An 18,447-nucleotide genomic window follows, 5' to 3' on the forward strand; every position below is an offset into this window, starting at 1 on the left:
AATAGATATTCCTCAACACGCACCAACGGAACTTGGCGCTACTGCACATTTTTAAAAAAATGGTCTGGATATTTAATGTCATCTCCCAAAAGATGGCGCTCCTGCGCGGAGCTTGCTGCGTGGGATATATTGGACCAATACCTGCAGCTACTAGCTGCTATCGTTTTCCCTATCGTATAAAAGTCAGTCTTCAATAAGGTGGTAGCCGTTGTGGCTGCCACAAAATTTCAATGTCTTGGTGCTAAGGTCTTTGCCGAGTATTGCCGAAACAAGTTGTATGGATGCGTGTATGACAAAAACTCTAGATCCTGATTTTCCGCTTAGCAATGAAGATGCGCCTTTTTTATCGCAGCTCGACAGCACCGTGGTCCGGCCTGTTTTTATTATGGGTTTGCACCGCTCTGGCACGACGTTTTTATACAGCTGTATGGCTAAGTCGTTTCCGCTGGCAAATCTCAGCCTTTACCATCTTTTCTATTATGACCGTCTGTTGGCGAATAAAAGTGATGATGGCTGCGAGAACAAAGACAAAGCACTGCTGAATAATTATTTGTTGTCATTGGGGGTGGGTGATCGGGGGCTCGATAGCACTGAAGTGAACGCAGATAGCGTAGAAGAATATGGATTTTTATTGCGGCAGCGATTTTCCAGTTTTAAATTCAGTGACAAAAATGCGCCATTTTTTGACCAGATGTGCCGCAAATTGTTGTATGTGCAAAAGGGCAGTGAAGCAGTGCTCCTCAAAAATCCATGGGACACTGGCAATGCGGAGACCATTTTAAAACACTTCCCGCAAGCGCGATTTGTTTACATTAACCGAGAACCCATCGCAGTGCTTAACAGCATGTTAAACGCCATGCTGTCTTATCTGGAAAGCCCACAACATTATCTGGAGTTACTGCTGAGCCCGAGTGGTAACCGGCAAAGTTATCGGGGTGCTTATGTGCTATGGCGCGGTTTGAGGCTGGTACGAAAACTTATTGGCCGCAATGCGATGGCCAGGCTGTTGCGGCCTGTTATGCGCAAAAACCTTGCTGTGCAATTGGCGGGTTATCGTGCAGAGATTGATAATTTACCTAAAGATAAAGCAGTTGAGGTGGATTATCAGCAGTTGGTTGCTGATCCCCAAGCTGTCATGGCAAACCTGCAACCCCTGTTGTCCCTGCCGTTGCTGAATGCTGATCTGACGATGAATGTACGACAACGATTTTCGTTAAACCCTATTTTACAAGGGTATGAGAGTAAATTGATGTCTTACCTGAAGACGCGAGGCGTGCTTTAGACGCCTTGCTTGAATTTTAATTACGCTTTGTTGCAGCAAGTCCAACAGCTTAGATACTTATTTCTGTGTTTGTGAATTGGCACTCGTTTTTGAAAACCATAGGGTTTTATTTTTATGTCTGGGCACAATGATTGCTCAGTGTGAATTAGTAGTGATGTTAAATATTATTTTGAATACATGAATGGGGCAGTTGTACTGCAAAAATTAGATCGTATCTTTATAGAAAGTGAGTACGGTTTTATCACTCGCTAAGTCTCAGATTGTAGCGTTTGCTGATAGCAGTTGTGCTCCCTGGTCAAGTTTGTCTCGATAAATAGAGTGTTTTGATGTTATTTAGACGAGTCAACGCCGTTTTTTAAAAAGCAGCTCTACTTAGCTTTTAATTTATTTGTGCTATTAAAAACAGCGCACGGGTTTCTATTGCCTGAAATTTTTGATCGATGGGAAAGGGGGATTAAATGAAAAGGCGCATTGCAGAATCGTCTCAGTTGGATACAAAAAATGCTAATCTTGATGACGCGTATTTTTCTGTGGGTCGGGGGCAATTTTTGGAAGGCATTAAACCGGTTCAAGAATGGCAGTCTGCTATGCGACGTTTGCCTTTGTCTGTTTCTCAGCGAGGAATGTGGATGGGCGCCAAAATTGGCCCTAAGGACGCCACATTTAATTTGGCTGAATACTGCGAAATTTTAGGGCCAGTTGATCCTGGCTTGTTCATTGCCGCTGTTAAGCGTGTTGCCAATGAAGCCGAAATTTGGCGAGTTCAAATTATTGATGACGAAGATGGCCCTTATCAATTGTTAGCGCCGGTCAGTGTTCGTCCCGTCCCCTTTGTCGATGTGAGTCAGCAATCAGATCCTAAAGCGGCTGCGGAACGTTGGATGATGGATGAGTTATTACAGCCCGTTGATGTTGCGGTTGATCCGCTGTGGTGTTGTGCGCTGTTTAAAATAGCGGAGGATCGGTATTTTTGGTATCACCGCAGTCATCATATTGTCTTAGATGGTTTCTCTGCGGGGCTGCTCAGCAGGCGAGTGGCAGAACTTTATAATGCTAGCTTAGAAGGGCGCGACCCCGGCCCCAATCCTTTCCCCGGTCTAGAGCAGCAGTTGGCGCTGGAAAAAAACTACCGGGAATCCAGCCGTTTTCAACGGGATAAAGACTATTGGACGACGCGCCTGGCAGCTTTGCCCGAACCCAGCTCTTTGTCTCGCCGCAGCGCTAAGGCGGGTGGTGGACTTCGTCGCAGTACGGCCCGGCTTAGTGTGTCTGAGTCGGCGGCGTTGCGCCAGATTGGTGATGTTAGTGGCGGCAGCTTGCCCCAAGTCTTGATCGCGCTAATGGCCAGCTATATTTATCGCCATACCGGTGAGGATGATCTGGTATTTGGTATGCCTGTCTCTGGCCGTAGTAGCAAGGCCATGCGGGAAATTCCTTGCATGATGGCCAATGCGGTCACTATTCGTTTGCAAATGCGGGCAGATATTACTTTGGGTGAGCTAATTGGCCAGGTGGCTAAAGTGGTTCGTAGCGCCCTGCGTCATCAACAGTATCGCTACGAAGAGCTGCGTCGTGACTTGGGGTTATTGGCAAAGGGGCAGCAAATCTCTTTGGTGGGGGTCAATATTGAACCCTTTGATTACGATTTGCGATTTGGTGGTCATCCTAGCATTGCTCACAATATGTCCAATGGCACTATCGAAGATCTCACGTTTTTTGTTTACGACCGTGGTGACGAAAAAGGCCTGCGTATCGATCTGGATGCCAATCCGTCTTTGTATTCGCAACAGGAATTAGACGAGCATCGTGATCGCTTGCAGCGTTTGCTGAGCGGCTTGCTGGCCACTCCTGAACAAGCGATCACCAATATTGATTTGCTGTCAGCAGCAGAGCGGCAGCAGTTATTGTATGACTGGAATCAAACGGCAGCCCCCACTGCGGAGCAGCGTTTTGATCAAGCTTTTGCCGCGCAAGCTGTGGCAGCGCCATCCGCCGTTGCCTTGCTCTGCGATGGTCAGCGTATGTCGTATCAGCAGCTGGATGAGCGTGCCAATCAATTGGCCGCGGAGTTAGTCGCTCAGGGTTTGGGCCCCGGAGACTATATTGCCGTGGCGCTGCCTCGAAGCAATGATTTGGTGGTGGCGTTGTTAGCTATTATGAAATCGGGAGCGGCCTATGTCCCACTGGATCCCCAGCAGCCCGCACCGCGCCTGAAGATGATTCTGCAAGAAGCCCAGCCTGGTTTATTAATCAGTACTGAAACAATAGCCGAAGCCTTAGGTGAAGGTGTTGAACGTTGTTTAAATTTGGCTGCTCTGGATTGGGCCGCACTACCTTTTCATCAAGTGAAACCTGCTGGAATTATCGATAGCGAATCTCCCGCTTATGTGATTTATACATCGGGGTCGACCGGTAGGCCAAAAGGTGTGGTCATTAGCCATGCCAGCTTAATGAACTTTCTATTGGGTATGAATGAACTGCTGGAGATTACTCAGCAGGATAAAGTGCTGGCCTTAACCACTATCTCTTTCGATATTGCGGCATTAGAAATTTATCTGCCGCTAATGATCGGTGCTCAGGTGGTGATGTGTAGCAAAGAAACTGCGAGAGACCCAGACCGGCTTTTTGGCATTATTAAAGCCTGTGATGTTTCAGTTATGCAGGCCACGCCTTCACATTGGCAGGCTCTATTGCTGGACCATCTCGATGAATTAAAAGGTCTGAAGCCCTTGGTTGGCGGCGAAGCCTTGCCGGTTAACCTGGCTAAACAACTATTACAGCTGGGCCGCGGGGTGGTGAATTTATACGGGCCGACAGAAACCACGGTGTGGTCTACCGCAATGCAGCTAAGTTGGGGCGATGTGGAAAGTACGCTGTCTGCGCCACCCATCGGCAAGCCCATTCGCAATACCCAGGTGTATGTGCTCGATAGCAGTAAACAACCCGTTCCCCTCGGGGTGATTGGTGAGCTGTATATTGGTGGCGCCGGCGTGGCGCAGGGGTATTTGAATCGACCGGAATTAACCGCCGAGCGTTTTGTGGATAATCCCTTTGCTACAGGAAAAATGTATCAAACTGGCGATCTGGCCCGCTGGCGAGAAGACGGCGTTTTGGAATATTTAGGCCGCAATGATTTTCAAATGAAAATCCGCGGCTTTCGAATTGAGGCAGAAGAAGTCGAAGCTCAATTACAGACCTGCGCCGGGGTTCAGCAAGCGGTGGTGAGTTTGCGACAAGATCCAACGGGTGAAAAACGCTTGGTGGCGTATTTATTAGCAGAGGATGATCAGCAAGACAGTTTTGATCCAGCTGCGTTAAGAAAGTCTTTGGAGGCGGTACTGCCAGATTATATGGTGCCGGCGGTGTATGTCAGTGTTGATTCCCTGCCTTTGAATGTGAATGGCAAGCTCGACCGCAAGGCCTTACCCGAGCCTCAGTGGCTGGTAAAAACTGAGTATTTCCCTCCCCGTAATGAGCTTGAGCGTCAGTTGGAAATCCTGTGGATGGAGATTTTTCAATGCCAGCGGGTGAGCATTCACGACAGTTTCTTTGAGTTGGGTGGCGACTCCTTAATGGCGGCCAAAATGGTATCGCGCATTCGGGATATTACCGGGAAGCCCGTGCCAATGGTGGCGATTTTTGAAGCAGCTAGCATTGCCGAATTAGCAGAGCAACTTGAAGCGAGCTGGAATTCAGAAAGCCCCGTTAAAGATCCCCTCGACAGATTGCTGACCTTACGGAAAGGTGGCAGTAGTGAGCCGCTGTTTTGCATTCATCCGGTGATTGGTTTGGGCTGGGGGTATGCGTCGTTAAGTCGTCATCTACCTGATGACCGACCGCTTTACGCGTTACAAGCCAAGGGGCTGAATGGCGAGGGTGAGCTGCCGCAAAGCATAGAAGATATCGCCGCTGATTATATTCGTGAGATCCGCCGAGTTCAGCCCTCCGGGCCTTATCATTTTCTGGGTTGGTCAATGGGCGGCATTATCGCTTATGAAATGTCCCGGCAGCTGCAAGCCGCAGGTGAAGGCATTAGCATGTTAGCTATTCTCGATGCCTACCCTTTTGTGCAGCGTGCTGACAAGGTATGGAATAACGAATTGGCATTGGTGGAAAATGCCCTGGCGTTTTTGAATCTGGATGTCAGTAAGGGCGAAGCCATGCCCCAGACGATGGATCAACTCACCGAGTTTTTGTGTCGGGAATACGCTATTTTTGACTTGCCTGTAGTGCAAGAAATGCAGCGTGCCGATATTGATATTGTGAGCGGTATGCGCAAGGTCATTGAAAACAATCTTGAACTTGTCCGGCATTATCAACCCGGTCCGCTGACGGCCGACATTTTGTTTTTTCAGGCGGCCCATAGCAGTCAAGTAGCGATGGGTGAGCTACTTCACCATCAGCCAGAAGCCTGGCGAACAGCACTGGATGGCGAGCTGATTGTGTATACCTTGGAGTGTGACCATCAACAGATGCTGCAAGACGTTGCGACAGATGTGATGGGGCCAGTTTTAAACGATGTTTTGCAGCCCGAAGCGGCGATGCAGGCTTGATAAGCGATGAGAATTACTGTGTTTTCAATCGGCACCCAAGGCGATGTGCGGCCGTTTGTGGCCTTAGCCCTAGGCTTACAAGCCCAGGGGCACGAGGTTTGTATTGCCAGTGGCAAGAGTTGCGAAGCGCTGGTTCGTCGGTTTGGAATTAGCTATGCGCCGCTGACAGCCGATTTTTTGGAATGGATGGCAAATGATCCAAAGGCCCTGCAAAAAGGCTTAAATCCTCTAAAGTTTGTACGCACTGCCAGAAAAGCCTTGGCAGAGATGTCGGTAGATTGGGCAGAGCAAGGCTTGGCCGCTGCCAAAGGCGCTGATTTGCTGCTGGGCAATGGCATGGTGTCAGTACTGGCGGCATCGCTGGGCGAGTCGTTGTCGATTCCGGTGGTAGAAACGCATTTGCAACCGGTAACGCCCTGTGGGGATATTCCGCCGATGATGCTAAAGCCCCCTAAGCGACCGCTACCGGGAAGGCTGAATTTGGCGCTGTATCACAGCCTGCGGGTGTTGACCTGGCAGATGTTAAGCGCTGCCTATAGTCCACTGCGGCGGGCGCTGGGGCTAGATGCGATTCCTTGGTACGGACCGTATTTTCGCCGTGATCGGGTAAATCATCGGCTGTTGTATGGTTTTAGTCCAACGCTGGTGACGCCATCTTCCAGTTGGCCGGATAGCGTCCGCGTTGCGGGTAACTGGTTTTTAGATGAAGGGCAGAACTGGCAAGCACCTACTAAATTGGCCCACTTTTTGGCGACAAGCCCCGCAGATTCAAAACCGGTTTATATCGGTTTTGGCAGCATGTTAAGCACTGAGACGGATGAGTTTAGCAAAATAATTTATCAGGCTATTAAGCAATCAGGGCAGCGTGCGGTGGTGGCCACCGGCTGGGGCGGGTTAGAGGCCAGCTTGCTGGACGATGACGACATCTGTGTTATCGATGCCGCTCCCCATGACTGGTTATTACCCCAGATGTCGATGGCGATACATCACGGTGGGGTGGGAACTACCGCGGCGGCGCTGCGGGCAGGTATTCCCTCGGTGGTGATTCCCTTTTTTGGTGACCAACCTTTTTGGGCTTGGCGGCTAAACCAGCTGGGGGTGGCACCGCCGGGTTTAACGCGTAAAAACATAACGGTGGAGCAGTTGCTGGCAGCCATCCATTTTAATTTAGATGAGGCAGTTGTGCGCCGGGCAGCTGCGCTTGGCGACCAAATGCGATCAGAAGACGGAGTGCGGGTGGCAATAGATCAGTTAACAGCGTGGGGGCTTTTGACAAGCACTGCCATGGAAAGCAGCCAGAGAGACGTGAAAGCGCTGAGCTAAAAAGAAAAAGGCCAGCGTGGCTGGCCTGATAATGCTGATGGCGGCAATCAGTATTTAATACTGAGGCGCTTAATACTGCGATTCGGGGAGTTTGATAACCAGACCATCCATTTCGTCGGTGACGGTAATCTGGCAGCTTAAGCGGCTGGTGTCTTCAGGATCCAGCACGCAGGTGAGCATATCCTGCTCAATATCCGTGGCGGGGCCGACTTTATCCATCCACTTCTCGTCTACGTAACAGTGGCAGGTGGCGCAGCTGCAAGAGCCACCACATTCAGCGAGAATGGCATCAATGCCATTGTCGATAGCAGCTTGCATAACGGTAGTCCCGGTTTCTGCTTGGACGTCTACTTCATTACCGTCATGACTTACAAATTTAATAGCGGGCATAGTTGTTCCTATCAATCCTGTCAGGGAATAAAAATATCTTTTACTTCAACTGATTCATCAGCGACCAGTTTGGGGTCTGCAGTTTTACCCTCAGTCAGAGCGCGTTTGCTCATCATGAATTCTTTGGGGCGGTTGACGGCATCAACAGCGATCATCCGGCCTTCTTTGTAGTAGAACGCGGCAAAACTGCGGCCTGATTCTACACTGCCGCGCACAACCACTTGGTCGAAACCTTGTGATAGTCCGGCAATTTGCAGCTTGAGGTCATATTGATCAGACCAGAACCACGGCAAGGCATTATACACAACTGGCTTGCCGCAGAGCGTTTTCGCAGCAATTCGCGCTTGATCGGTTGCATTTTGCACTGACTCAAGACGAAGTGTGGTTTTGTAAATGGGGTTGTAGTGGCTGGTGCAATCGCCAGCTGCGACAATATCGGGATGGCTGGTGCGGGCGTGTTCATCGACCACAATACCGTTGTCGATTTTTAAACCGGCTTTTTCTGCAAGCTCGGTTTCAGGAATGACACCAACGCCAATCACTACCAAATCGCAGTCGATGCTGTTGCCGTCAGCGAGTTTTACGCCCCGTACCTTGTTGTCACCGGTAATGGCTTCTATACCTACTTCGGTGCGCAGATCCACGCCTTCTTCTCGATGGACACGGGTGTAAAAAGCTGAGACTTCAGGGGCCGTCACCCGTTGCAGTACCCGTGGCAGGGCTTCTAATACGGTGACTTCCATGCCCAGTTTGCGCAGTGATGCGGCGGTTTCCAGACCGATGTAGCCGCCGCCAACAATGACCGCGCGCTTGCCTTTGGTAACGTACTTTTTGATTTGATCGACGTCTTTCAAATCTCTGAGGTAATAGACCCCATTCAGTTCGCTACCTGGAATCGGGATTTTGCGTACTTTGGCGCCAGTAGTGAGAGCCAGCTTAGTGAAGGGAATGTCGCCGCCATCGTGGAGAACGACTTTTTTAGCGTCAAGATCAATATCAACGACCCGTGAGCCCAGCACCATGTCGATATTATTACTTTCATAAAACGAGTCGGGTCGAATCAGAATTTCATCGCCAGATTTGTCGCCACAAAAATAGGCTTTAGACAGTGGCGGCCGGTGGTAGGGCAGATGTGGTTCGTCACCTACAATAGAAATCGCACCTTCCCAACCTTCGGTACGCAGGGCGGCGGCCAGCGAGGCGGCTCCATGGCTGGCCCCTACGATGACGCAATGTTCATTACTCATAGCTTCTGTTCTCTTTAATTTTATCGTTGCTTTGTCGTGGTTTATATCAGTGAGTGCGACATATTATACCGAGCCAAAAGCGATGACCATGCCCCAGTGGTTACCGGGAAGGGGCAATTTAGGACAAATCACCCACTAAGGTGTTTTTAAGTTTTGATTAAATGATGACAGTTGGTTTACCAGTGCCGCTGGCAGAAAGCGATGATCTCGGCCTTGGTTTGTTTGGCTTCGGGAAGAAAGCCAAAGAAAGGATAAATATGGCAAAGGCCATTGGCCATATGCAGCTCGCTTTCGCCGCCCTCGGCAATAATCTGCTCGTGCATGGCGACGGCGGTATCTCTTAATAACTCGCTTGTGCTGGTGGTGAAAAAGCAGGGCGGGAAATTTTTGAAGCTGCCAAAAAGCGGCGATACGGTGGGGTCAATCATATTTTGGCCTGCAAGATAGAGGTGGCGCAAAAACAAGAATGAGCCGATTCGGAACATGGGATCTTTAGCTTCATTGACGAAATACGAGCGACCACTAAACGACCAGTCCCCAGCGGGGGAGATTAACACTGCTGCGGCGGGGCGATGGTCTGGGTTGTGAAGGGTGGCTTGCAGTACCGATGCCGTTAGGCCGCCACCGGCTGAGTCGCCGGCAATAATGATGTTTTTGGCGAGATAGCCTTCTTCCAGCAGTTTGCTATAGCACAAAATGCAGTCGTCAATACCTGCTGGGTGGGGGTATTCGGGAGCTAAACGGTAGTCAGGCATGATGCCGATACAATTGAGCGCGTCGCAGATTTCGGTGATGGTGATTTTGTATAAATTAGGTGAGCGCAAACTGTACGCGCCGCCATGTAGAAACAACATGAGCTTTTGTTCTGCTTTAGGCAGCTCAGGCGCATTGCGTGCATGATAGCGGTCAACTTGATAGTCGCCGCAGCCGTAATGATCCCAGCCTTGGCTGATAGCTTTATTTTTACCCTGCCAGGTATCTAGCCGAGCAAAGGTCCGACGCAGGTTGCTCAGGTGGTCAAAATGCTGCAGCAACCCTCTGTTTAGTCGTAGCAGTATGTTCAATAAATAACTTTGCCAACTCATTGGCGTCTTGCCTCCCTCTGTTCTGTCTAACGCCTTTATTGTTAGGCAGGTTATAGCACGTTGGTGTGTATTTGAGTAAATATCGACGATAGTGGACTATCGATTTGGCTGAATCAAAGCGGCATGATTTGAGTGTTAATTTGAGGGTGAGAAATTGTGTTGACTGGCGTTAGTTTGCTTTGCGGGGACCAGCCAGATTACCTGGCCGTTGGCCAGTATCACATTCAGGGTATGTAAGCCCCATTGGCCGCCAAATTTATTGGCGTAAACATTGGCTTTGCCTTCCGCCTTGGGACCGGATATTGAGTAGTTTAAGGCAGCGCTGCCATTGGGGCCTGAGCTGTTGATACTGCCAGTGACAAACCAGCCTGCCGATAGGGGCTCGCCCATTGCCTGTATCACTGCGGGGTTTTCTTGGATGGCGGCAAAACTGATTTTAAAGGCCTCACTGCTACGCATCATGGTGATGGGCAGAGAAATGCAGCTGGGGAGAATGACCACAAAAATGATGAGGCCAGCCACAGCCCATTTTCGTTGTACTGATTTAAAGTGGGCGGTATCGCGCCATATTCGGTTTTGCCACGCCCATTGATTACCCTTGGCGCCAAGGATAAAGGGCATAATGAAGTTAAGCAGCGGAACAAACATCAGCAGGGCAATAAAGCTGCCGTTAGCGATGCCCCAAATCCAGTTTAGGAAAAACGCGCCCCAATTCCAGCCGCGGATCTCTGCAGGTATTTCGGCATTTTTCCCTTGCCCAGAGGTGTTTTGGAGCGGCTCATCCATGGTTCTTGTCTCCAGTTTTTTGCTGCTCTAAACGGCAAAGGATACGATTAAACCGTGATATTAATGTGCGTTAAAAGCCTGTACACAGTAGCCTTTTTCCTTGGCCTCCTGAATTTGCGGGTCTTTACCCAGCCCGCTTTTTTTGTCGGCTAATACCCGGTTGTCGAGGTGTTTGCGCTTGTCGATGTTGACATCGCGAAAGCCTTCTTTCATAACAAACAGCTTGGCGAGTTGCTCTGCGCCAAACAGGTCAACAAAGTCGATGTAGACAATAAAGGGGACTTCCTCTCCCTCTTTAAAATCACCTTGGGTGGTTTTGGATACAGCATTAATAGAGAACAGGTACATTTCAGTGTTCCTTAGCTGACGACCGCAAGGCGTAGGGCAGCCATATTGAGTTTGAGTGAACTGAGGGCGTCTTCACCACGCTGACTATCGTCGTCAAACTTTGCCAGAGCCGCGTCATCGATATCAGGATTGCGGTCCATTAAGTGGACCATGCGTTGACGTTCTTGATCGCGTTCCTGACGATAGTTTGCCAGTGCCTGTTGTTGCCAGTTTTCCGACTCGGTTTTGGCCTGACTTTCCAAGTGCTGGATCATCGTGCCGAGGCTTTCTCTCACTTCTCGTAATAGCGCCGGAGCGAGGGTTTTCTTTACGCTCTTACACAGTTGGTTCAATTTGCTGTGGGCCACACCTTTACTGAGGTCGCGCAGATCGTTGTCTATGACCAAACGCAGGCTTTGGGCCGGTAATTGGCGTTGCAGTTGCAGCCATGCCGGAGCGTGTAAGGCGGGGTTGAAGAAGACTTCTAATAACAGTGTTCCCGGTTTTAAACCTTTTACCGGCAGTGTACACAGCGAGGCGCTACCAAAGTCGCCGCTGAGAATGATATCCATGGCGCTGCGCACTAGCGGGTGTTCCCAGCTGAAGTAGGCCATGTCTTCTCGGCTCAGCGCCCGGTCTCTATCAAAGGTACCGGTGATGCCTTCTTCTGGCAAAAAGGGCAGCGCGTCAATTTGCATATGGTCGCCGGGGCGAAGAATCACGGCGTTTTCACTGTGTTCTTCGTGCTCTAAGCCGAACTGGTCGGTAAATATTTCGATATAGCTGGCTAGCGCATCGCTGCGTTGTTCGGCCTCGAGTTGCTCTACTAAGGCTCGAGCCTCGTCGGGTTTGCAGGAGTTAAGCTCCAGCAAACGGTTGCGGCCACGGCTGAGGCTGTCTCTCAGATTTTGTGCCTGTTCTTTTGCTTGGCTTAACAGCGCATCAAAATTGGCGCTGGCCGTTTTCAGCTCTTGCTGTAGCTCGCTACCAAAGTGGGTCATCATGGCATCGCCGATGGTGCAGGGCGATTGAAAGATTCCCAATGCGTCGTTGTACCAGCTTAGTAAGCGCTGTTGGGCGCTGTCTTGGTAATAGGGGACGTGGAGCTGAATATCACCTTGTTGGCCGATACGGTCGAGTCGACCAATGCGTTGTTCCAGCAAGTCGGGATTGAGGGGTAAGTCAAATAACACCAGATGTTGGGCAAACTGAAAGTTGCGGCCCTCGCTGCCAATTTCCGAGCACACTAATAATTGGGCGCCATCTTCCGGGTCTGCAAAATAGGCGGCGGCGCGATCTCGCTCCAGCAGGCTGAGACCTTCAAAAAAGAGTGCACTGGGAATGCCCCGGCGTATCCGCAAATACAGTTCAAGATCCTGGGCGGTGTTGGCGTCGGCGCAGATGAGCAACACTTTTTCGTCGTCGAGTTGCAGCAAATATTTTTCTAGCCACTGTACTCTGGGGTCTGTTTTTAACCAGTTGTCACCCAGCAGCTGTTCGGGACGTAGCAACTCCGTTAATGAGGCATCGGCCGCAGCGGTTACATAATCTGCGGGGGCAGCTAAGGGGTGTGCCTGTAGTTGTCTGGCGGGGAAACCGCCCACGGAGTTACGTGTGTTGCGAAACAGGAGTCGGCCGGTGCCAAAGCGGTCCAGCAGGTCGCGAACGGTATTGTCGATGCTCTCGGCATCGGCCTGGTTTTGTAAGGACGTAAGCTGCTCGTCGTCGAGGTAATCGGCCAAGGCTGTACAAAATGCCTTGTCTTGCAGGTTTTGTTCGGGCGCGTCGAGCAGGCCCTGAATTAAATCGCTGATGCCTTCGTAGGCGGCTTGCTCTTCTTTAAAGTCGGTAAGGCTAGAAAAACGCTCAGGGTCTAGCAGTCGCAGCCGAGCGAAGTGACCTTCGACACCGGTATTTTCAGGGGTCGCCGTGAGCAGCAGAACCGATGCAATTTGCCCGGCAAATTGCTCTACGCATTGATACTCGGCCGAGGAGCTGCCGTCTTCTTGCCAGTCCAGATGGTGTGCTTCATCCACTACCATTACGTCCCAGCCCGCATCTAATGCTTGCTGTCGGCGCTGGACATCATCGGTTAACCAATCCACCGAGCAAATGACCAGCTGGGCGCTCTCAAAGGGGTTGTCTTCTTTGCTTTCCAGTGCCGCTAGCGCGGCTTCGTCGGGTTCATCGTCCATGTCATCCATGGCGAATAGGTCTTCTGGCTCGTCGCCCAATGCGCAGCGGGCTTCGTCCAGTACCGTAAAGTGCAGGTTAAAACGCCGCAGCATTTCTACGAGCCATTGATGAACCAGACTGTCGGGAACCATCACCAACACGCGCTTAGCGCGCTCGCTCAGCAATAACTGGTGAATAATTAAACCGGCTTCTATGGTTTTACCCAGTCCCACTTCATCCGCTAACAATGCCCGAGGTTGTGGACGGCTGGCAATTTCTTTAGCCAAGTAAAGCTGGTGGGGGAGCAGCTGGACCCGGGGGCCGAGTAGGCCAAAGGTATTGGCCGCTTGGGCGGTATTGCGTTGCTCCAGGGTGGCGGCTCTTAGTTCAAAGCGCTTTGGGTGCTCCAGCTGACCTGCCAGCATGCGCTCTTTGGGGCCGCTAAGACTGATAACGGCACTCAGTATTTGTTCGGGAACGGGGTGGATTTCACCCTGGTCGTCCTCGGCAAAATACACAATGCAACCGTTGTGTTCCTGTTGGTCGGTAACGACAAGACGGCCCTGATCAGGCACTGAGATTTCATCACCATTTTGAAACTGCACCCGAGATAAGGGTGCGGCTTGGGCAGCGTAGGTTCGTTCTTCTTCTGCGGCGGGAAAGGCGATAACAACACGGCGGTTTACCGCTTCTAGAATAATGCCCAATCCCAGATCGGGTTCGGGGTTACTGATCCAGCGCTGGCCGGGAAGAAAGACTAAAGACATAGGGCTCTGGGTTCACACATTCTCGGGGGTGGGAATGGTACGCGCCAGAGCGGCTGAGTGGAAGGTTTGGCTTGGCTTAATCCTCGATTTGGGGTGCATCTTTTTGGCAGGAATATTGGCTTTTTGCGTTGTTTTGGTGCGAATTTGACTGGGGGTGAAAATGCTTTAAATGTCCATTTTTGAGGCGTTATTGGATTTTTAATGGTGCATTTAATATGCATCTTTGTTTTCTTGCTTGAGCGAATTCTTATCAATAATTAATAAAAGTGTTTAAAAACAGTTGCTTATGTATTTGGTGAGGAAATGGCAAGCAAATTGCTCAGGCTACTGCATACCTAGGGTACAGCAATGCCGTGGACCCAATAGATACCTATACGGAGAAACATCTGCTGATGGCGCAGCGCAATATCGTCAAGACGGCCCCCACGCCTTCGAAGAAAAAGGACCTGCCAATTATTATCGTTGGCACAGGTCCTGTTGGGATTCGCCTTGCCGAAGAATTGGTTGCTCGGGGTTGTTCGCGGCCCATTCAGCTATTTGGGGATGAACCATGGCAGCCCTATGACCGGATTCGTCTTTCTTCTTTACTGGCTGGCGAAGCGAATTTGTCGGAGCTCCATTCGCCGCCCAAATTCACCGCGGCAGCAGTCCACTGCCATTACAATTGTTCGATTGTAAAAATTGATACCAGCTTGCGGACGGTTGTGGATGCACAAGGTCAACAGCATCCTTATAGCGACCTTGTTCTGGCCGTGGGCTCCCAACCATTTCGCCCCAGTATTCCCGGTGTCGACGCACAACGGGTGTATACCTTTAGAGATTTAAACGATACCCAGGCCTTAATGGCCCGCTCAGCAGGAAGTCGCCATGTGGTGGTGATTGGTGGCGGATTATTGGGTTTGGAAACCGCCAGAGCCATGCAGCGCGCTGGAACCGATGTCACGGTTATTCAGCAGGCCGATCGTTTAATGAATCGCCAGCTGGATGCTGAAGCCGGAGCTCTACTGAGAGATAGCGTCAGAGCAAAAGCGATCTCGGTGCGCTTAGGGGAAGGGGTGAGAGAAATCATTACCGCTGACCAGGGTTTGAGCCGTCGCAAGGTTGCAGGGGTCAGGCTGCGTAGTGGCGAAGAAATTGTTTGTGACACGGTTATTTTATCGGCGGGAATCAGGCCCAATATTGAACTGGCCCGCCAAGCCGATATCGGGGTAGCACAAGGAATTGTCGTTAATCGATTTTTGCAGACCTCTTCAGAGCAGGTATTTGCGGTTGGCGAATGTGCAGAGTTTGCGGGTCAACTCTATGGTCTGGTAGCGCCGGGTTATGAGCAAGCGGCGGTATTGGCCGCGCGGCTGTGTGGTCAGTCTGTGGAGTATCGCGGTTCGATTAACGCGACTGAACTGAAAGTAGTGGGTTTGCCGGTGTTTAGTGTTGGCGAGCTGGAAGGTGAACGGCAGCGTTCTTGGCGTATCGCCAGCTGGGTATACCGCAATCGCAGCCAAGGTATTTACCGGAAGCTTGTTTTTCGGCGAGGCAAAATGACAGCGGCGATAGCCGTGGGGGAGTGGCCAGAAGCCAAGAGGGTGCAAGAGGCCGTGAGTATTCAGCGCGGTGTCACACCAAGTCAGTGGCTACGTTTTGTGTTGACCGGTAATTTGTGGCCTGCAACCGCAGGGAGCGGCGTCTCCCGCTGGCCTGCGAATGCCGTGGTCTGTAATTGCCGGGGCCTGAACCGTGGCAACTTGAGCAATATGTTGGCCGAATGTGGCGATAAATCCACGCTGATTGCCCGCAGTGGTGCCAGTACCGTGTGTGGGTCCTGTGCGCCACTGATTGCTGAGCTCTGTGGTGAGACAGCGGCCAAGGCCACATTGCAGCGTGGTTTGTTAATTGCTGGTTTAGTGGCCTTGTTGTTGGCCGTTGTCATTCCTTTAGCGACCCCCATTCCCTATGCCGTGTCTGTTCAGCATGGGTTACGCAATATTGATTCGCTTTGGTCCAATGGTCTCTATAAGCAAATTAGTGGCTTCTCGCTGTTAGGTTTATCTTTTGTGGGCTTATACCTGTCACTAAACAAACGGCTTAAGGCGCTCTCGTTTGGAAAATTTAATTTCTGGCGCTTGTTTCATACGGTATTGGGGGTGTTGTGCTTATTGATCCTGTTGGCCCACACCGGTTTGCGACTGGGCGAGAATCTTAATGCCTATCTTATGAGTAACTTTTTGGCGTTGGCTGTGTTGGGTGCCATTACCGCTGGCGTTATTGCGACAGAATCCTCGCTGGGGGCGCAGTTGGGAAAACGCCTGCGGCGCTGGTGTAGCTGGGGACATATTGCCTTATTTTGGCCGCTGCCAACGTTGCTGACCTTCCATGTAATTTCAGTTTATTACTTTTAATGATGTTGTGAGAACAAGGCATGGCGGGCGGCAAAAAATGGCTTTGGGTGTTGTGGTTAATTTTGAGTATTGGCCTTGCAGGCTATTTTGCGTTGCCGTTGGTGACAAAGCAGGATCAGGGAGTGTTTTTGATGGGTGAAACCACACAGGGTCACCACCAGATAGAGCTGGAATGCGCGGCTTGTCATACCGATCCCTTCGGCGGCAAAGAGGTTTTGCAGTCTGCCTGTGTCAACTGTCACGGCGATGAATTAAAAGCGGTGAACGATTCTCATCCCAAGGCAAAATTTACCAACCCCCGCAATGCCGATCGGGTAAAAGCATTAGATGCGCGGTATTGCGTTACCTGCCATGTCGAGCACCGTTTGGACAAAACCCACGCTATGGGGGTGACGCTGCCCACGGATTTCTGCTTTGAATGCCATCAAGACGTAGCCGAGACCCGGCCCAGCCATGAAGGCCTGGATTTTGAGAGCTGTGCCAGTTCGGGCTGCCATAACTTTCACGACAATATGGCTTTGTATGAAGACTTTTTACTGGAGCATGCCAAAGCGCCAATGTTTGCCGAGGTTGCCAGAGTGATTGGTCGCAATGCGGAACAGTTTAGCGCGAACCCCCACCCATCATTGCAATTGAATCAGGCTGATGCAGGCAACAACATAACCGCAGAAATTGCAGCGCAATGGCAGCATTCAAGTCATGCCGAAGCGGGGGTGAACTGCAGCGGCTGTCATGCTGAGGATGCGACTTCGGGGGGGAAACAAGGCTGGGTAGAGCACCCCGGTCAGCAAGTGTGTGCAAGCTGCCACAGTGATGAAACTGAAGGATTTTTGGCGGGCAAACACGGTATGCGAGTGGCGATGGGCCTGTCGCCAATGACGGTGGCGGCGGCAAAAATACCGATGCATCAAGCCGCCGCCCATAAAGAATTAAGCTGTAACAGTTGCCACGCGCCCCATAGTGCAGACACCAAAACCGCTGCCGTGGAAGCCTGTGTTGGCTGCCACGCATCGGAGCATGTGAGCAATTTTAAACGCTCGCCTCATGCCCAAATTGCAGAAAAAGAAGGGCTGCACCCCGATGAGGTCGTGACCTGTGCAACTTGCCATATGCCGCGTATCCAAGCTGCCGATGGACGTGTGAGAGTGCAGCATAATCAAAATGCCAATTTACGTCCCAATGAGAAAATGATTCGAGGGGTGTGCATGAGCTGCCATTCTCTGGCGTTTTCGATAGATGCATTGGCTGATCCAGAAGTGATTAAACGTAATTTTAAAGGGCAGCCCAGTGTGCATATTGAATCTATTGATATGGCGGTGGAGCGAGATGAGAAAAAGGGGCATAGAAGCTCTGTGTACAACTGATTTTTGCGTTTTTTGCAGAACGTTGTTTTTGCAGAACTTTGTTTGAGCTTGGAGCGGTTGGGAAGAGACTGATCCGAAAGTTGCAGCGTTAACAGAAGAGGTGGCAACAGTGTGTACAACATTATGGGGTAATTTGAGGAGAGACAAATGAAAAAAGTAATGACTATTATATCCGCGGCAGTTGTGCTCACTGCCTGCGGGGGTTCTGAATCAGCCGGAGGTATTGCACCAAAGGTTTATACCGATTCGCTATTTGCGGTAATGAAGGCAGACCGCACCAATTACACCAAGTTGATTATCAAACGGCTTGGTCCCGCAGGTTCCGGTTCAATATCGCCAGAAGAGCATTGGCAAGACAAGAATAATGGCGCGCCATTACCGGCGCAGATGTTTCGGTTTGGCGCCGAGGCTGTGGCGGAAATGACCAGTGATTTCAGTTATAGCCTGCAGTCTATCTGGCCGGTGAACTCGCAAAATGCACCCCGTACCGAAGTGGAAAAAATTGGTTTGCAATTTATTGTGGATAATCCGGGAGAAAACTACTACGGCGAAGAGGAGCTGGGCGGGGTGAATTATTTTACCGCTGTCTACCCAGACGTTGCTGTGGCAGCACCGTGTGTTGATTGCCACAACGGCCATAAAGATTCACCCAAAACTGATTTTCAACTGGGTGATGTGATGGGCGGTGTGGTGGTGAGAGTGCCTTTGTAAATCGAGCGTGCCTTTGTAAATTAAAGGAGCCCACAAGGAGG

General features: G+C 50.8%; 12 protein-coding genes. 6 read left to right on the forward strand and 6 right to left on the reverse strand.

The features are described 5' to 3' along the window. Positions 1-289: 289 nt before the first annotated feature. The 3 genes from IMCC21906_RS08280 (at position 290) to IMCC21906_RS08290 (ending at position 7,158) form a co-directional block, all read left to right on the forward strand. Positions 290-1,282: a sulfotransferase gene (locus IMCC21906_RS08280; RefSeq protein ID WP_047011773.1), complete on the forward strand. Its 993-nt coding sequence runs from the start codon at positions 290-292 to the stop codon at positions 1,280-1,282. 458 nt (positions 1,283-1,740) lie between these two features. After that, entirely contained in the window at positions 1,741-5,835 is a 4,095-nt protein-coding gene (locus IMCC21906_RS08285; RefSeq protein ID WP_052763445.1) for a non-ribosomal peptide synthetase, read from the forward strand. A 6-nt stretch (positions 5,836-5,841) separates the two neighbouring features. After that, positions 5,842-7,158: a glycosyltransferase gene (locus tag IMCC21906_RS08290; RefSeq protein ID WP_047011774.1), complete on the forward strand. Its 1,317-nt coding sequence runs from the start codon at positions 5,842-5,844 to the stop codon at positions 7,156-7,158. Between the two features lie 69 nt (positions 7,159-7,227). On the opposite strand, the gene IMCC21906_RS08295 is transcribed toward IMCC21906_RS08290, so the two are convergent. The 6 genes from IMCC21906_RS08295 to rapA all read right to left on the reverse strand — a co-directional run bounded on the left by IMCC21906_RS08295 (position 7,228) and on the right by rapA (position 13,935). After that, positions 7,228-7,548, reverse strand: a complete 321-nt coding sequence (locus IMCC21906_RS08295; RefSeq protein ID WP_047011775.1) for a 2Fe-2S iron-sulfur cluster-binding protein — start codon at positions 7,546-7,548, stop codon at positions 7,228-7,230. A gap of 20 nt (positions 7,549-7,568) precedes the next feature. Beyond that, positions 7,569-8,795, reverse strand: a complete 1,227-nt coding sequence (locus IMCC21906_RS08300; protein ID WP_047011776.1) for an NAD(P)/FAD-dependent oxidoreductase — start codon at positions 8,793-8,795, stop codon at positions 7,569-7,571. Between the two features lie 176 nt (positions 8,796-8,971). Further along, positions 8,972-9,880: an alpha/beta hydrolase gene (locus IMCC21906_RS08305; RefSeq protein WP_047011777.1), complete on the reverse strand. Its 909-nt coding sequence runs from the start codon at positions 9,878-9,880 to the stop codon at positions 8,972-8,974. 135 nt (positions 9,881-10,015) lie between these two features. Continuing rightward, positions 10,016-10,666, reverse strand: coding sequence for a cytochrome c oxidase assembly factor Coa1 family protein (locus tag IMCC21906_RS08310; protein ID WP_047011778.1), 651 nt, complete (start codon positions 10,664-10,666; stop codon positions 10,016-10,018). 60 nt (positions 10,667-10,726) lie between these two features. After that, complete coding sequence (locus IMCC21906_RS08315; RefSeq protein WP_047011779.1) at positions 10,727-11,014, reverse strand: hypothetical protein; 288 nt, start codon at positions 11,012-11,014, stop codon at positions 10,727-10,729. An 11-nt stretch (positions 11,015-11,025) separates the two neighbouring features. Continuing rightward, a complete protein-coding gene (gene rapA / locus IMCC21906_RS08320) occupies positions 11,026-13,935 on the reverse strand; it encodes an RNA polymerase-associated protein RapA (RefSeq protein ID WP_047011780.1) in 2,910 nt (969 codons plus the stop codon). Between the two features lie 392 nt (positions 13,936-14,327). Between rapA and IMCC21906_RS08325 the strand changes: the two genes are divergently transcribed. The 3 genes from IMCC21906_RS08325 (at position 14,328) to IMCC21906_RS08335 (ending at position 18,406) form a co-directional block, all read left to right on the forward strand. Further along, a complete protein-coding gene (locus IMCC21906_RS08325) occupies positions 14,328-16,331 on the forward strand; it encodes an FAD-dependent oxidoreductase (protein ID WP_047011781.1) in 2,004 nt (667 codons plus the stop codon). A gap of 20 nt (positions 16,332-16,351) precedes the next feature. Then, positions 16,352-17,695, forward strand: a complete 1,344-nt coding sequence (locus tag IMCC21906_RS08330) for a cytochrome c3 family protein (protein ID WP_047011782.1) — start codon at positions 16,352-16,354, stop codon at positions 17,693-17,695. 147 nt (positions 17,696-17,842) lie between these two features. Then, the gene (locus tag IMCC21906_RS08335; RefSeq protein ID WP_047011783.1) at positions 17,843-18,406 is read left to right on the forward strand and encodes a DUF3365 domain-containing protein; all 564 of its coding nucleotides are present in this window, start codon (positions 17,843-17,845) and stop codon (positions 18,404-18,406) included. Positions 18,407-18,447 lie beyond the last annotated feature (41 nt).

Origin of the sequence: Spongiibacter sp. IMCC21906, from assembly GCF_001010805.1 — a bacterium.
Lineage (GTDB): Bacteria > Pseudomonadota > Gammaproteobacteria > Pseudomonadales > Spongiibacteraceae > Spongiibacter.

What these genes read in the sequence shown, in the direction of transcription:
- IMCC21906_RS08280 (WP_047011773.1), top strand. Translation starts at nt 290, where the DNA reads ATGACAAAAACTCTAGATCCTGATTTTCCGCTTAGCAATGAAGATGCG.
- IMCC21906_RS08285 (WP_052763445.1), top strand. Translation starts at nt 1,741, where the DNA reads ATGAAAAGGCGCATTGCAGAATCGTCTCAGTTGGATACAAAAAATGCT.
- IMCC21906_RS08290 (WP_047011774.1), top strand. Translation starts at nt 5,842, where the DNA reads ATGAGAATTACTGTGTTTTCAATCGGCACCCAAGGCGATGTGCGGCCG.
- IMCC21906_RS08295 (WP_047011775.1), bottom strand. Translation starts at nt 7,548, where the DNA reads ATGCCCGCTATTAAATTTGTAAGTCATGACGGTAATGAAGTAGACGTC.
- IMCC21906_RS08300 (WP_047011776.1), bottom strand. Translation starts at nt 8,795, where the DNA reads ATGAGTAATGAACATTGCGTCATCGTAGGGGCCAGCCATGGAGCCGCC.
- IMCC21906_RS08305 (WP_047011777.1), bottom strand. Translation starts at nt 9,880, where the DNA reads ATGAGTTGGCAAAGTTATTTATTGAACATACTGCTACGACTAAACAGA.
- IMCC21906_RS08310 (WP_047011778.1), bottom strand. Translation starts at nt 10,666, where the DNA reads ATGGATGAGCCGCTCCAAAACACCTCTGGGCAAGGGAAAAATGCCGAA.
- IMCC21906_RS08315 (WP_047011779.1), bottom strand. Translation starts at nt 11,014, where the DNA reads ATGTACCTGTTCTCTATTAATGCTGTATCCAAAACCACCCAAGGTGAT.
- rapA (WP_047011780.1), bottom strand. Translation starts at nt 13,935, where the DNA reads ATGTCTTTAGTCTTTCTTCCCGGCCAGCGCTGGATCAGTAACCCCGAA.
- IMCC21906_RS08325 (WP_047011781.1), top strand. Translation starts at nt 14,328, where the DNA reads ATGGCGCAGCGCAATATCGTCAAGACGGCCCCCACGCCTTCGAAGAAA.
- IMCC21906_RS08330 (WP_047011782.1), top strand. Translation starts at nt 16,352, where the DNA reads ATGGCGGGCGGCAAAAAATGGCTTTGGGTGTTGTGGTTAATTTTGAGT.
- IMCC21906_RS08335 (WP_047011783.1), top strand. Translation starts at nt 17,843, where the DNA reads ATGAAAAAAGTAATGACTATTATATCCGCGGCAGTTGTGCTCACTGCC.